Here is a 14,539-nt window from a genome sequence, read left to right on the forward strand (position 1 = left end):
GACTACGAGCCGCCGCCGAAGCGGTAGCTCATCAGCGCCTTCAACCGCCGACCCTTCGGATTCGCGGTCAGCGCGTCGAACGACTGCTCGAAGAAGACGAGCGGCGGATCCTCGTCGGTCAGGTTGATCGCCGACAGGGCGAGGTCGAAACCGAGCCGCGGGAAGCGCCACAGGAACGTCAGATCGAACGTGAGCCACTCGTCGATCGGCAGCAGTTCGGGAGGCGTCCACGCAATGTTGCTGTCTTCGTAGGACGAGATGTAGTTGGCCCAACCGATCAGACTGTAGTCGCTCCAGCGGTAACCGAGCGAGGCCTTCGCCTTCATCTCCGGCAGCGGCGGCGCGATCGGCGTGTCACGGTTCAGCAGGCCGACGACGTCCTTCTGCTCGCGGTAGACGACGCCGTCACGTTCGAGCTTCTTCAGCTCGTAGCTCGTCGTGTACGTGCTGTCCACGCCGAAGGAGAGTTCCCCAGGGCCCGCGTCCACGTGGCCGTGAAGGTGGAAGTCGAAGCCCGACGTCTTGATTCCGGGCCAGTTGATCAGGTCGATCCGCACCCTCTCGATGTCGCCCGGAACGCAGGAACCGTCCGTTACGCCACCCGGGCAGACGACTCTGCCCATGACCGCGCCTAACGCCGCCTGGTTGCCGCCGTAGCCTTCGTCGTAGAGCCGCACGACATCCTGTTGCGGCAGCGGGGCGATCACGTCGTCGAAGTCGTAGCTCCAGTAATCCAGCGTCACGTCGATTCCGGGAGAGGCGAAGAGCACCAGACCCAGGTTGTAGGTGAACGCCTGCTCCGGCAACAGTGACCGGCTGCCGAACGCGTCGACCGCCTTGTAGACGCCGACCGTGTTCAGGTACTCCAGAGTGGTGCGCACCTCCTCGTTCAGATCGTCGACCGAGGGCGCGCGAAACGTGGTCTGGACCGAGGTGCGGAACGAGAGCACGTGGTCTTCGCCCGCCGAAAGCTGCCAGCGGCCCGAGAACTTCGGATCGAAGCTGTCGATCTCGTCGTGGAGCTCGTAGTTCGCCGCGAACTGCATGTCGCCCCGGAGCGCGTTGACGGACAGCTCGCCGAATGCCCGGTGAACCGCCTGGGAGTCGCCGTACGGGTAGTAGCCCGACGTGAACGTGAAGGTGCCGGCGCGCGCCCCCCTCTGCCTGCCGGTGGCCGGGTCGACGCAGGACCGGTCGCCAGGCACCACGCAGGGATTCAGTGCGTAGTTGCCGACCGCGTTCGGGATCGCGCTCACATCGACGTGGCGGTACTGGTAACCGAACGCGTAGTCGAGCCTCTCAGGAAGCCAGTTGCCCGACAGCGTCGCCTCCGCCACGACGAGTTCCGCCTCGTTCTCGACGTTCACCTGTTCGTTGATCCAGTCGAGCATCGCCCGGTTGTTCTCCAGGCCTGCTACGTACATCGGATTCGGGCTGTCTTCCCACGGCGCACCCGGCTGGGCGGAGAACTCGATCGCGTGGCCGAACGGGTTGTAGTAGTAGCAGTCGCCGGCGCCGGCCTGAGCCGAACCGGTATCGCCAAGCCGCATCCCCGAGGGGCTCGTGTCGTCAGCCACCACGCCGACGCCGCAGTTCGGGCCGCCGTAGCCGCGGAAGGCGAGGAACTTGCGATACGCGTACTCCGCCGGGTGGTTCATGTTGCCGGTCGCACGCGAGTAACTCACGCCGACGTCAAGGTTCGCCGCCTTGCCGCCGACCGACAGATCGTGGTCGATGTTCGCCGCGATGCGGGTCGTCTCCGTGCCCCGCCGCAGGCCGCGCCCGGGGCCCGCGTTGCCGACCAGGCGGCCGTAGAAGTACCAGTCGTCCTGCAGGCATTCCTCGCCCGAAGCGAAGCCGCCCACGCCGAAGGAACTGTTGCAGAACTCAGTGCGCCCCGGGTGTTCGTTCGAGATCAGCTGCAGGCCGTCCAGCAACGACACCGGAGGGAACGAAGGCGTGGTCACGTAGTTCGGGATGATCGAGTCCGCGTACAGGGCCTCCAGGTGGTACGTCGTGTTCTCGGCAAGCGGACCGTTCAACTCGGCGAAGAAGCGGTTCGTCTCCGTCGCCTCGATCAGGCTGTCCCACGGCTGATACCGGAAGGCGCAGGTCCAGCCGCGGTCGTAGCCGCCGAGGCCGTTGCACGCGGGATCGACGAAGTAGTCCGTGCCCGCGGCGCCGTTGCGCGCCCGTGCCAGCTCCTCGACAAAGGCGGAGGAGGTTTCGCCGCCCGTGAGGTTCGGGCGCAGGAAGATGCCCGGATTGCCGGTGTTGGACCAACCCCAGAACCAGCCCGTGGCGCGGTCCTGGAGCGTGTAGGGCCGTTCCCGGGCGCCGAGATGCGAACGCTCCGCGCGCTCGAGCGAGAAGACCAGGTGATGGTCCGAGCCGCCCAGCTTGCCGCCCCAGATCGCGCCCGCCGTCGAGTCGCCGCCGCCGTCCATGCTCTCGTGCGAAAGCGAAACCTCGAACCCGGTGAACTCGTCGCGGGTGACGAAGTTGGCGACGCCGGCCACGGCGTCCGAACCGTAGATCGCGGCGGCGCCTTCCTTCAGCACCTCGATGCGGTCAACGGCAATCGAGGGAAAGGCGTTGATGTCGACGAAGCGGCCGCCGAACAACCGCGCCGGCAGCGCCGTCTGGCGCCGGCCGTTGAGCAGGACCAACGTCCTCGAGGCCCCGAGACCCCGGAGGTTCACGTTGGCGACATTCTCGGGCACCGCCGTCCCCTGGTCGTTGTACCAACTGTTCGCCTCGCCGATCACGCCGGACGAAGCGGTCAGGTTCTTGATCAGATCGACCGCCTGCAGCGACCCCTGCTCCTTCTGGAGTTCCCGGTTCAGCACCTCGACGGCGTAGGGGAGGTCGACGGCAGGTTCCTCGATCGCCGAGCCGGTGACGACGACGACGTCGTGGGCGTGGAAGTCGAGGACATCGTCCTCGTCGCCGTGCTCTTCCCCTTCATGGTCGTCGTGATCCTCGTCCTCCTGGAGCGCCACGGCCTCGGCCGGCGGCACCCCGGGGTCGGGCCCCGGTTCGCTCGCTTCGCCGTCAGCGAACGCCGCTACGGGCAACAAGGACAGAAGGAAGATGGGGACGGCCAACAACAGCTTTCGGGACATATCGCCTCCTTGGGAAAGCGTCGAGTCCGCTCGTCGCTAGCCGAGGCGGCGCCGACCTGACCACCGTAGCCTAGAGCGGATGAAGGGCTGGGCAGCAAGGATACACGCCAACACCTCCAAACTGGGAAGCCGTCCCCATCTCCTGGACTAAGATGCCCTCCAACAGGAGGTTTCACGATGTCCCGAAGAGTCCACCGAGTCGTGCCCGCAGCCGTTCTCGCGCTGACCCTGAGCGCGACGGGCCCCTCTCCCGCTCACCACGCCTTCTCGGCCGAGTTCGACGCGAACCTGCCGATCAAGATCGAAGGCAAGATCACCAAGGTCGAGTGGATCAACCCCCACGCCTGGGTCCACGTAGAAACCACCCTGGACAGCGGCGAGACGATGACCTGGGAACTCGAAGCCGGCACGCCGAACACCCTGGTTCGCCGCGGCCTGACCCGCACCTTGCTCCGGCCCGGGACGGAGGTCATCGTCCGCGGCTACCAGAGCAAGGACCAGATGTGCACACCGAACTGCCGGGGAAGCGGGCGTGACATGACCCTCCCCGACGGCCGCAGCCTGTTCATGGGTTCCTCCGGCACCGGCGCGCCCCGGGACGGCGCCGACCCGACTGAGCAGTAAGGGCGAAGTCCCTGGTCAGCCGTCGCTCGAGGCGCTGGAGGCCTCGTTCGACTGCTCGTGGTCGTCGAGAACGCCGAACGCAGCGACGATCTCCAAGCCGATGAACGCCACCGCCAACAGGATGAAGAAGTCGAAATCACTCATTGGTCACTGCTCCTGCTCTTCCTTCGCCGCCTCCAGGGCCTCCCTCGCCGCGTCGACCCGGTTCTGGCCGCCATACCAGCTAGCCAGCCAGTCCTTGCCGTCTTCGGCGGTGCCCTGCTGCTCGCGATGGCGGGCGCCGCGCAGCATGAGGGTCATCGCGCGGTTGCCCTCGTGGCAGGCGTATTCGAGGACCGGGTCGTCGCTCAGCCGCATCTCGAGGGCGCTCGTCCAGGGAGCTTCGAAGGACTCGGGGTCGTCGACGGTGTACTCGTAGAGCAGAGCGTCCGTACCGGTGCGCGTGAAGCGTTCCGTCAGGACCAGGTTCGGGCCAGTGCCGCGGTACGCGGTGTGATCCGTGTAGTTCTTCGTCGTGACGACGAACGTGTCACCGTCCCAGACACCTGACGAGTCGCCCTTCCAGAAACGCATGCTCTCGTCCGCGTGCTCCCGGCCATCGGTCGGGATGACCCTGTGATCGTTGATCATCTCGGTCATGATCGCGACGTAGCCCGGCGACTGGAAGATCTCCATCATGTTGTTGTACGCGCCCGGCGTCATCGGCGGGCCGGCATTGAAGCCGATGATGCAGCGCTCGTACGAGTTCCGCTCTTCCGGGCCGGCCGGCGGCTGGCCCCAGAGGGCGTAGCGTTCGTTCACCCGACGGATCGCCCCGTCCGTCATCTTCGGCAACCGGCCGTTCGGCGGATCGATGACCAGGGACGTCCGCATCGTGCCCGAGACCTTGTCGCCCAGATCGAGCCAGAACGAGTTGTAGCCGACATCGACATCGCCCTGGCTCGGATCGACGTCCTGTCCGCCGGAGGCGGCTCGGGCGGCACGTTCCTGCTTTCGCCGTTCCTCCCACTCCCGTGCCTCCTCCGCGGTGAGGGTCGCTTTGTCCCCGAACGCGGCGGGCCGCTCCAGCGGCGTGATCGAGCGGTAGTCCCAGGTGCCCTGCAGGTCCGGAACGCCCCAGGACGTGACGAGCTTCTCATCCTCGGCGTACACGGCCCCGGTGACGACCAGGGCGGCGCCGACGAGAACGACGGTGTTTGCGGACAGTCGGTGCTTCATGACTTCGACTCCTTTCACTCTGGCGTCGCCCCGCGGCGCAGATGGCCGTAGGCCGCGTCCTCTCCCCCCAGCGGAATGCACTTGAACTCGAGCAGGCGCGCGTTTTCTTCAAGGCGCCGGTAGAGCGGCATGCTGATCGTCCACGGCTCGGTGAACACGTTCGGATCGGTGATCGTCGCCTCGTAGTGCATCGAGTCCGGTCCGGTGCGTGTGTAGCGTTCGACGACCTGGAGCTCCTCGCTGTGGAAGTTGCCCGAGGCGTCGAACCAGGTGTCGGCGACCTGATCCGTGACCTCGACCACCAGGGTGTCGCCCTCCCAGCGCCCGAGCGAGTAGCCCATCCAGGACGGCAATACCGCCCTCGTGCCCGGGCGGTCGAGACGAACCGCGCGGCTGTTGCCGCCCCACTCGTAGGCGAAGAAGACCGCCTTCGGGGTCTGCACGATCTGGAAGGGCAAGGGCATGTAGTTGGCCCGCGGGATACCGGGTATGAAGCACTTCGCCGCCGGGTCCAGATTCAACCAGTCCGCCCGGTTCGCATTGCGCTGCTCTAGCGCCCAGTCCTGGTAAGGGATCTCGCCGCCCTCGACAACGCTCAGCCCCGCCGGAATCGCCCCCAGGGCCCCATACTCGGGCACCGGAGTGCGCCGCGCGTGGTGAGCTTCGAGGTCCCAGTGCGCGCTGTTCATCGCCTGCCAGATGCCATTGAGATCCGGGTCGCCGTCCGGCGTCTTCGGCGCCTGGTACGCGCCGTCCTGTGCCTGCACCGCAGCAGACACAGCGAGGAGCAGCATCGCCGGCAGCGACACGGCCGATCTGAGCTTTTTCATGATGGCGGACTATAGCGAAGGCCAGGCTTACGGCAGGCGGAAGACGAACAGACCGTTTCCGCTTGGCGGATAGCGGATCTCCGGACTGACTCGGGCTGGAACGAAACGCGGACTGCCACCCCCGAGCCCAGTCGACACGGCCACGTACTGGACGCCGTCGACCTCGTAGCTGACCGGAAAGCCCTGTACCGAGGTCGGCAGGCGGGTTCCCCAGAGTTCTCGACCCGTTGCGGTGTCCCAGGCCCGGAACCGCCGATCGATATCGCCGGCGAAGACGACGCCGCCGGCCGTGGTCAGGGCCGCGGTCAGGAAGGCCGGCCGCTGCTCGATGCTCCAGACCTCCTCCATCGTGTCCACGTCGTAGGCCGCGAGCTTGCCGAGCCGTCCCTCCGTACCGGGCATCTCGAACCACTTCCGGTCCGCCCCTTCGCCCCCCGCCCCCTCTTCGAAGCGCGGCTCGCGGCCGGAGATGTCGAGGCAGCTCTGGCTCAGCGGCACGACGAGCAACCCGTGCGCGGGGCTGTAGGAGGAGGCCTGCCAGTTGTGGCCTCCGGCCGTGCTGGGACAGACCGAAACCCACTCCCCGACTTCGGCCGACGCGATGTCCTCGCGGTAGCGGACCTCACCGGTCTCGCGGTCGATGTGGTCGAAGACGTTCTGGAACACCATTTCCTCGAGCGCGACGAAGGAGCCGTCCGTGCGATCGAGCTTCCACAGGATGCCGTGCTTGCCGGAGGTGAGCAGTAGCCGCTGACCGCCGCGGTCGATCAGGACCTGCTCGAACGCCTCGTCGAGGTCGAGGGCTTCGCCGGGCACGTGCTGGCGGTAGAAGACGATCTCCCCATCGCCAGGGCGCATCGCCAGGGTCGAGTTCGTGTACAGCACCTCGTGGTCGATCGTCAGCCCACGGCTCGCGGGTACCCACGGCTTGGCCTGCGCCACCGGCCAGTAGACGAGTTGCAAGTCAGGGTCGTAGCTGCCGGGGATCCAGGAGTCGCCACCGCCGCGCAGCATGAGCGGTAGATCGCCCCAGGTGTCGCCTCCGGGCTCCCCGGGACGGGCGATGGTGTACGTGCGCCACCGCTCTTCGCCGGTTTCGGCATCGTGCGCGGTGATGAAGCAACTGTCCTCGTAGTAGCGGATACAACCGTTGATGCCGTTGATCACGAGCCCATCGACGACGATCGGACCGCTGGTGTTCCGGTAGCGCTTCGCCGGATCGGCGATCTGCGTCTCCCAGAGCGGCCGGCCGCTCCGGGCGTCGAGCGCGAGCATGGCCGCGTCCTTCGTGGCAACGAAGATCCTGTCGCCCCAGATCGCGAGGTTGCGGAGCTGGTTGAAACCGCGCGCCAGATCGCCCTCGAGGGTGCGCCGATACTCCCAGATCAAGGTGCCGGTGTCGGCTTCCAGCGCCTGGATGATGTTGCGCGGGTTAGCCAGGTACATGACGCCGTCGTAGACGAGCGGCGTCGGCTGGTTCACGCCATCCGCCATCGCCCAGGACCAGGCCATCCGCAGGTCGCCGACGTTGTCCGTGTCGATCTGATCCAGCGGGCTGTGGCCCTGCCCGTCGTAGGTCCGCCGGAACATCAACCAGTCGCCGGGGTCCGGGTCGAGCAGCATCTCGGTCGTCACCGGTTCGAAGTCCTCGATCTCCCGCTCCCCGGGCGGCGTGACGTGCTCCTCCTCCGACGCTTCGGCAGGAACGCCGACGTCGCGGTCCGCGACCGTGGCCGAGTCCCTCGAGGAGGCGGATCCGCCCCCCATGCCCAGACGGCCCAGGGACCCGCCAAGGCCCGGGCTGTCCGCGGCCAGCGTCTGATCACCAGACGCCGCGCCATTCTGCTGTAGCACGAAGGCAGCAAGGTCAAACGTCTGCTGCGGCGTCAGAGAGTTCCGATCCTCGGGTGGCATCGTGACCCGGATCGTGTCCGCGAGGTCGACCACGGCGCCGGCGCCCCAAGCGTCGAGGAAGTCCGCACCGAGCAGAGGAGGCGCCTCGTTCGCGCCGGCCAGGCTCGAGAGGTGGCATTCGACGCAGATCTCCTCGTAGAGCGCCCGTCCACGCTCCGCCTGCTCGGCGGTGAAGACTCGCAACGGCTCCGCCTGCTGCCGCGCGTCGACGCTCGCGGCTGCCGCCAACAGGAAAGCCAGCCCAGCCGACAACCCGCGTACACTCCGCGCCATGGCACGCATACTAGTTGTCGGCGGAACCGGACCCACCGGTCCGCCGATCGTGAACAGCTTCCTCGGCGCGGGACGCGAAGTCTCCATCTTCCATTCCGGCCGCCATCCCGTCGACTTCGACGGGCCGGTCGAGCGGATCCTCGGCAACGCCCGGGACCGCGACGACATCCGCGCCAAGATCGCCTCGCGGGAGTGGGACATCGCGGTGTGCATGTACGGCAGGCTGCGCACCCTGGCCGACGAACTCGCCGGGAAGACGAGGCGCCTCGTAGGCATCACCGGCCAGCCCGTCTACAAGGGCTCCCAGCCTCCGACTCCGGAGGGCCGCATTCCACTGCCCATACCGGAGTTCGCGCCGCGCCAGTACGACGCGAAGAACTACACCGGCAAGGTGGCAGCGGGCGAAGACCAGCTCTTCGAGCAGCACGGCCGAGGCGACTTCGAGGTCGTCATTCTGCGCTATCCCGGCGTGTACGGACCCCGCACGCCGATGAACCACGAGTGGGCGGTGGTCAGGCGGATCCTCGATCAACGGCCCTTCATGATCCTCCCGCACGACGGCGTGACCTACTTCCAGCGTGGCTACGCCGAGAACCTGGCCCGCCTCGTCTACCTCGCCGCTACCCGGCCCGAGGCGGCGGGAGAGGCCTTCAACGCCGGCGACGAACGGGTGATCAGTTGCCGCGCCGTGGCGGAGGTCATCATCGACGAACTCGGCGCCGAGATGGAGCTGATCGGCGTGCCGGCGCCCTTCTGCCGAGGCGTGTTCCCGCTCGCGGAGAAGTCCAATCAACTCCTCGACATGTCGAAGGCTCGCAACCTGCTCGGCTACCGCGACGTGGTCGATCCGGAGACGGCGACCCGCGCCACCGCACGCCATCTGCACGACAACCCGCCCGACGAGAAGGACCTCTACGCCGCGGGCACGGGCCGTTTCGACTACGAACGGGAGGACCGGATCGTCGAGCGCTGGCGACGGGCGCAGGCGCTGATGAGCGACGACTGAGGAGGTAGCGCACTTGATAGCCTCGCAACCACCGAACGCAGACGGAGGATGTCACCGATGATGGGACGGACCACGCTCGCCCTCGCCGCGGCAACGGCTCTTCTTGCGGCGCCTGCCCCGGCAGCCGACGACTGGAAGACGCCGCGCACTCCCTGGGGCCACCCGGACCTCCAGGGCTTGTGGACGAACACCACCCTGACGCCCTTCGAGCGGCCCGTCGAGATGGGCGACAAGGCCTTCCTCACCGAGGAGGAGGTCGCTCAGGCCGAGGCGGCCCGCCAGAACATGATCCAGAGCCGCGCGGAGCAGCCGGCGCAGAAGGCGGAGGCTGGCCAGAACGTCGGCGCCTACAACCTGCACTGGCTGGAGCTCGGAACGAAGATCGTCGGCAGCCGCCGGACCTCCCTCGTCGTCGATCCCCGGACCGGCCGCGTGCCGGTGCGGCCGGAGGCGCAGCAGGTGCGCGCCGACAACCTGATCAAGATGTTCGACTCGTACGAGTACATGAGCGTCTGGGACCGCTGCATCACCCGTGGCGTCCCCGGGCACCTGTTCCCGGCCGGCTACAACAACAACTACCGGATCGCCCAGACGCCGGAGTACGTCGTCATCTACTCCGAGATGATCAACGATGTCCGCTTCATCCCGGTCGACGGACGGGAACGCATCCCGGGGGACCTCCACCTCTGGAACGGCGACTCCCGCGGCCACTGGGACGGCGACACCCTGGTCGTCGAGACGAGGAACTTCTCCGACAAGGGCTGGATCGCCACCAGCGGCTCCCAGGGCCGGATCAAGGGGATTCCGGTCAGCACGGAGCTCGTCACGGTTGAGCGCTTCAGGCGGGTCGACGAACACACGGTGGACTGGACCGTGACCATTGACGATCCCGTCAACTACACGGACCAGTGGACGGTGAACATCCCGCTTTACTACGACCCGGACAACGAGATGTTCGAGTACGCCTGCCACGAGGGCAACTGGGCCGTCTACAACACCTTGAGCGGCGCGCGTCACCTGGAAGAGACAGGTGAGGACAGCAGCCCGTGAGCTTCGAGGACGAGCGCTTTCCGATTCCCGTCCGCGAGGACATGACCGCGGCGCTACGCAGGTCGTGGGCCGACATCGGTCGTCCCGGCACCTGGTGGACAGGGCCCGAGCGGGTGGCGATCGCGGCTCTCGCTCGCGCCGAGCGCACCCAACGTAACGAGCCGCCCTGGAACCGGGACCGTCCGGAATCGCCCACGCCGCTTCCCGCGAAGGCCATCGAGGCGGCACGGAAGATCGGCGCCGATCCGACCCATCTCGACCGGGACTGGGCCGAAGCCACGATCGCGGAGCTTGGCGACGCACGGTACGTGGAACTCGCCTCGGTCGTCGTGACGACGGTTGCCGCGGACGCCTTCTGCGAAGCGATGGGGATCGAACACGAGACACTGCCCGAACCGGAGGCCGGCGAGCCCACGCGGGAACGGCCCGACAACATGGGCGAGATTGGCGCCTGGGTTCCCGTTCAGGTCATCGACTGGCAACGCGCCAACGTTGCCCGGGCATTGAGCCTGGTGCCCGAAGGCGTCCGCACGTTCTTCCGCATGGTCGCCGCCATGTACTCGGGAACCGCAACCGACTTCAATGAGATGGTGTGGGACCACCGGCCCATGGCCCGGCCCCAGGTTGAACTTCTCGCCGCCCGGGTTTCGGCGCTCAACCAGTGCTTCTACTGAACGACCGCCCACACCATGCTGCTCCGGGCGAGCAGCGATGCAGTCGGAGCGGAAGTCGACCTGAGCGCGGCGGTTGAGGACGCCGCCGACGGCGGCGTGGAGGACGGCGCGGTCCTCACGGCCTTCGCCGAGGCTGTTGTCCGGGCCACGGATGAGCTGGACGCAGCCCGCGTCCGGGCTCTCAAAACCCTGGGCCCAGCCAAGTTCGTCGAAGCCGCGGCGACGATTGGCATCTTCAACGGCCTCGTCCGCGTCGCCGACTCGACCGGCATCCCCAGCGACGCAATGATGCTGGAGCGCACCGCCGACGTCCGCGGCGAACTGGGCTTCAACCGCTGGACCGGCGCCAAGTCATCGGGCGTCGCCGAGGCGCCGGCATAGCGTCGGCGCGGTCACCCGCCGGTTCGGGTCCGGGGAGAGGGGCCCTGCGGCCGCTCGCGCTTGTTCGGTTGGAGAGGGGTTGGCGCTCGCTGCGGTCGGCTGCGCTCCGGTTTGACGGTGGTCGATGAAGGGGCGTCGGCCGTCGCTTGCCGACAGCCTCGCAGGGACCCTCTCCCCGGACCCGAACCGGCTGGCGGTCGTCGTTGGTTGAGGGCGCGTGACGGCGAGGCCCTCTGGGGAAAGGGATCCGGAGGGCTGGCCGTCAGGGGCAGGTGATCCGGTAGACGCGAGTTTCGGTCAAAGTGGCCAGGGGCTCCAGGAGCGGGTACGGCTCGTGGCGGCCGGCTCTTGCGTCGGCGATGAAGGGGCCGAGCCAGTCGCTGGGATCTTCGTCGGAGCGGCCGCCGCCGAGTTGGACGGTGGGCCGGACGACGAGGAGGAGGCGGTCGAAGTCGCGGCAGTGGCGATCGGTGATCCGTTCGAGGTCGGCGTAGGACAGGACTTCCGTGTAGGGCAAGCCGGCGTAGGAGATTGCGTGGCTGCCGGGGACCAGGAAGGGCACATCCATCGTGCCACCGCCGATGACGAGGTCCCCTGGGCCGGTGTGGTCGCGTAGCCACTGCTGGCGCTCGCTCTGGAACTCCATCGCCCGGGCGTCGCGGCCGCTTGCCCACAGCGTAGCCTCGCGGATGGACGCAGCGCCGAAGCAGAGAAGGAGGACGGCGAACGGCAGCCACGCGAGACGGCGCGCCGAGGGCAGGGAGGCGCCGATCAAGGCCCCGCACACCGGAATGAGGGGGACGGTAGCCGGCAATGCCAGCCGAACGCCGATCGGATCGAAGTTGGCCTGCGTGCTGCGCCAGACGACGGCCGCCAGGTAGAGAACGGACCATAGGCAGAAGAGCAGTGGCAGGCGTGAGCGTGCCGGCGGCCGGGCCGAGTTCCTGGCCGCACGGATCGCGAAGGCACCGAGGAAACCGAGCACCACGGCCAGAACCGCGGCGTCTGGCCAGTTCCCGACTGTGGTCGAGCGCCAGCCGCCGAGGACGGCGGTGACGGCGCGTTCAAGGCTCTCTGGCAGCGTCGTCACCGCGGGCATCGCCGCCGGCAGGTGGTTTCCTTCAACCGACAGGTTGCGGCCCAGGATCCAGGCCACCGGCACCAGGGCACCGACCCCGAACGTCGGGACTAGTCGCCTCGCCGCGTCGCGGCGCTCTTCTCGCGGACCGGAGCCGCCGAGCCACAGTGCCGCGATACCGACCAGCGGCAGCGGCCACAGGGAGTAGCGAACGCCAAAGGCCGCACCGGCAAGCAAGCCCAGAGCGAGGTGCAACAGCAGGGCGCGCCACGGCGCCTGATCCTCCAGCCCCCGCTCGAGGAGACGGTCGAGCAGAAGAAAGAACAGCAGCACCACAGCGACCGCAAGGCACTCGCTCAAGGCGGCTCGGCCGAGATGGGTCAGCGGGACACACAGAAGCGCGGCGCCGAGTGCGATCAGCGCAGCCGCCGAGCCACCGATCCGCTTTCCGAGCAGGTACACGAGCGCGAGGATCGCGGCGTAGGCCAACGCGGAAACGACCAGCGCCGAGTCCGCCGAGGCCATGCCGACCCGCGACAGGAGGGCGATCGCCAGCGGATAGCCCGGCGGCTGCGCCGTGAAAGCTGAGGGCAGGTCGAGATCGCCCGACAGGTAGAAGGGCTGGTTGAAACCGCCGGTCGACTGCACGATCCCGTCGCCGCCGACAACCCGCCGCGCGACGTCGACGTAGTTCATCGAGTCCGCCGTGAACGTGCGGACGCGGATCAGCGAGTTCGCCGCGAAGAGGCCGCAGTAGGCGCCGGCGAACAGAGCCAGCAGGACCGTCGCGGTGGCGGTGCGGCGCAAGCTCCTAGCCTGCGAACTCCGGAACCGGCAGTTCCGCCAAGTGCCGGTGGCACATCTCACAACTCGACACCCCCCGGGCTTCGGCCGCAGGATCGAGTTCCTCGTCCACCCACCGCAAGAACCTGCGGTAGTTCTCGAACACCGTCCCGGAGTCCGAACCGACGGCGCCGAGGTCGTAGTGGGGCGAGTCGATCTCGGCGGCGAAGGGACAGGCGTGGAACCGGCCCTTCGTCGTCAACACCGGGAAGCAGCGCACGCAGCGATTGCCCATGCCGTGGTACTCCGACTCGCGGTCGCGCGCGAACTCCTGGTCGGCCCCGGCGCCCGCGTGGAACAGCACCTTGTAGCCCTGGAAGATGCGGTTCGGGTTCGCGCGGGCCCAGTCCTCCAGGCGCTCGCGCGCGTAGGCCGGTATCGGATCGGCGTCTCGCCCGTGGTAGATCGAATAGTTGAGCACCGCCTCGCTCTTCGGGTCGGACTCGAGGATTGAGATCAGCTTCTCCGCCTGGATGCCGTTCGAGAACACGGTGATCAGGCCCGTAAAACCGCGCTCGCGGACATAGCGCATGGCGGCGACGATTTCCCTCGTGTGCAGGGTCGGCTCGCCCCCGTAGAACTTCAGGTTGCCGTCCGCGGCGAGAGAGCCGAGTGCCTGGTCCAGCACCTCGGGGGTGTAGCGCTCATACCAGCCGTCGGGCGAGCCGTTGATCGTGCACCAGGAGCAGTCCCGATTGCAGAAGTTGCCCTCGTAGAGATGGAGTTCCCTGAGCTCGCCGTCGGCCGCGGAGAAGTGCTCCACGGGTTCATGGAACGTGATCGGGCCGATGTTCGGATCGCGGTGGGTGTCGTTGAGACCCCAGTCGTACGTGTTGTAGACGATCTCGTAGCCGGCGATCCGCTCCAGGTCGAGGCCCGCGTGCTCGGCCACAAAACGGAGCACGCCGCGGCGGTACTCCTCGCGCGTTCCCGTCCTGCCGGCGAAGTCCTCGGCGTACATGCGGAAGATGCGTGAGACGAAGATCCTGCGCGCCTCGTGGTCGACGCGGCAGTTCCAGCGGTTGGCCAGGAACGCCCCGGCCGCTTCACGCAGCGTGTCGCGCAGGCCCTCGCCCCGGTACGCCGAGGGCCGCACCGCGGGACAACCGTTCGCGCCGCAGTTGATCGCGAAGTGGATCCGAGGCTCCGCGAACTCCGAGCGCAGGATCTCGTGCTCGATGTCGTCGAGACTGAGCGCCGCGTCCCCCGCGACGTGCCGCCGGCGCTGGAAGAACCGGCCGTCGCGCGTCTTCCACACCGAGCGGATCGGATACTCGTCCACGATCGCATCCAGGGTGAACGCGTTGTAGGCGTTGATCCAGTAGGCGAGACCGTCCTCTTCCCCCGGGAACAGGTCCGGACGGCTGTCCGGAGACGCGGCGCCGAGTTCGGCAACGAACTCCTTGAGTAGCGCGCGCCGATCCGCGAGACGCTCGTAGTCGACCTTGCCGTCGTCGGCGACGACTTCGGCCAGCAGGCGGTCCCACGCGTCGTAGGAGAACGTCTCCATCAACGCCCTGGGA

General features: G+C 67.7%; 12 protein-coding genes. 5 read left to right on the top strand and 7 right to left on the bottom strand.

Annotation, left to right across the window (positions count from 1 at the left end; genetic code table 11):
- Nucleotides 1–2 precede the first annotated feature (2 nt).
- The gene (locus OXG83_08125) at nt 3–3,125 is read right to left on the bottom strand and encodes a TonB-dependent receptor plug domain-containing protein (protein ID MCY3964990.1); all 3,123 of its coding nucleotides are present in this window, start codon (nt 3,123–3,125) and stop codon (nt 3–5) included.
- A gap of 177 nt (nt 3,126–3,302) precedes the next feature.
- Here OXG83_08125 and OXG83_08130 point away from each other — a divergent pair, with 177 nt between their 5' ends.
- Nucleotides 3,303–3,749, top strand: a complete 447-nt coding sequence (locus OXG83_08130; protein MCY3964991.1) for a DUF6152 family protein — start codon at nt 3,303–3,305, stop codon at nt 3,747–3,749.
- Between the two features lie 15 nt (nt 3,750–3,764).
- Here the strand turns inward: OXG83_08130 and OXG83_08135 are convergent, their stop codons facing one another.
- The 4 genes from OXG83_08135 to OXG83_08150 are packed head-to-tail and all read right to left on the bottom strand — an operon-like array spanning nt 3,765 to nt 7,984.
- The gene (locus tag OXG83_08135; GenBank protein MCY3964992.1) at nt 3,765–3,893 is read right to left on the bottom strand and encodes a hypothetical protein; all 129 of its coding nucleotides are present in this window, start codon (nt 3,891–3,893) and stop codon (nt 3,765–3,767) included.
- Between the two features lie 3 nt (nt 3,894–3,896).
- Nucleotides 3,897–4,967 (bottom strand): hypothetical protein, encoded by a 1,071-nt coding sequence (locus OXG83_08140; protein ID MCY3964993.1) that lies wholly within the window; start codon nt 4,965–4,967, stop codon nt 3,897–3,899.
- 14 nt (nt 4,968–4,981) lie between these two features.
- Nucleotides 4,982–5,797: a hypothetical protein gene (locus tag OXG83_08145; GenBank protein MCY3964994.1), complete on the bottom strand. Its 816-nt coding sequence runs from the start codon at nt 5,795–5,797 to the stop codon at nt 4,982–4,984.
- 27 nt (nt 5,798–5,824) lie between these two features.
- Nucleotides 5,825–7,984: a PQQ-binding-like beta-propeller repeat protein gene (locus tag OXG83_08150; GenBank protein MCY3964995.1), complete on the bottom strand. Its 2,160-nt coding sequence runs from the start codon at nt 7,982–7,984 to the stop codon at nt 5,825–5,827.
- On the opposite strand from OXG83_08150, the gene OXG83_08155 reads away from it, so the two are divergent.
- Genes OXG83_08155 through OXG83_08170 form a run of 4 tightly spaced genes read left to right on the top strand, consistent with a single transcriptional unit; the run spans nt 7,983 to nt 11,095 of the window.
- Nucleotides 7,983–8,990 carry an NAD-dependent epimerase/dehydratase family protein gene (locus OXG83_08155; GenBank protein MCY3964996.1) on the top strand — a complete coding sequence of 336 codons (1,008 nt, stop codon included), beginning with the start codon at nt 7,983–7,985 and terminating at the stop codon, nt 8,988–8,990. The genes OXG83_08150 and OXG83_08155 overlap by 2 nt on opposite strands.
- A gap of 57 nt (nt 8,991–9,047) precedes the next feature.
- Complete coding sequence (locus tag OXG83_08160; protein ID MCY3964997.1) at nt 9,048–10,040, top strand: hypothetical protein; 993 nt, start codon at nt 9,048–9,050, stop codon at nt 10,038–10,040.
- Nucleotides 10,037–10,714: an alkylhydroperoxidase-related (seleno)protein gene (locus OXG83_08165; GenBank protein MCY3964998.1), complete on the top strand. Its 678-nt coding sequence runs from the start codon at nt 10,037–10,039 to the stop codon at nt 10,712–10,714. Before OXG83_08160 ends, OXG83_08165 begins: the two co-directional genes overlap by 4 nt.
- Before the next feature lie 15 nt (nt 10,715–10,729).
- Entirely contained in the window at nt 10,730–11,095 is a 366-nt protein-coding gene (locus OXG83_08170) for a hypothetical protein (GenBank protein ID MCY3964999.1), read from the top strand.
- Between the two features lie 262 nt (nt 11,096–11,357).
- Here OXG83_08170 and OXG83_08175 read toward each other — a convergent pair whose 3' ends face one another.
- On the bottom strand, nt 11,358–12,980 hold the full coding sequence (locus tag OXG83_08175; protein MCY3965000.1) for a glycosyltransferase family 39 protein: 1,623 nt from the start codon (nt 12,978–12,980) through the stop codon (nt 11,358–11,360).
- 4 nt (nt 12,981–12,984) lie between these two features.
- Nucleotides 12,985–14,526: a DUF547 domain-containing protein gene (locus OXG83_08180; protein ID MCY3965001.1), complete on the bottom strand. Its 1,542-nt coding sequence runs from the start codon at nt 14,524–14,526 to the stop codon at nt 12,985–12,987.
- Nucleotides 14,527–14,539 lie beyond the last annotated feature (13 nt).

The organism is Acidobacteriota bacterium, assembly GCA_026707545.1.
In the GTDB taxonomy this organism is placed as follows: Bacteria; Acidobacteriota; Thermoanaerobaculia; order Multivoradales; family Multivoraceae; genus Multivorans.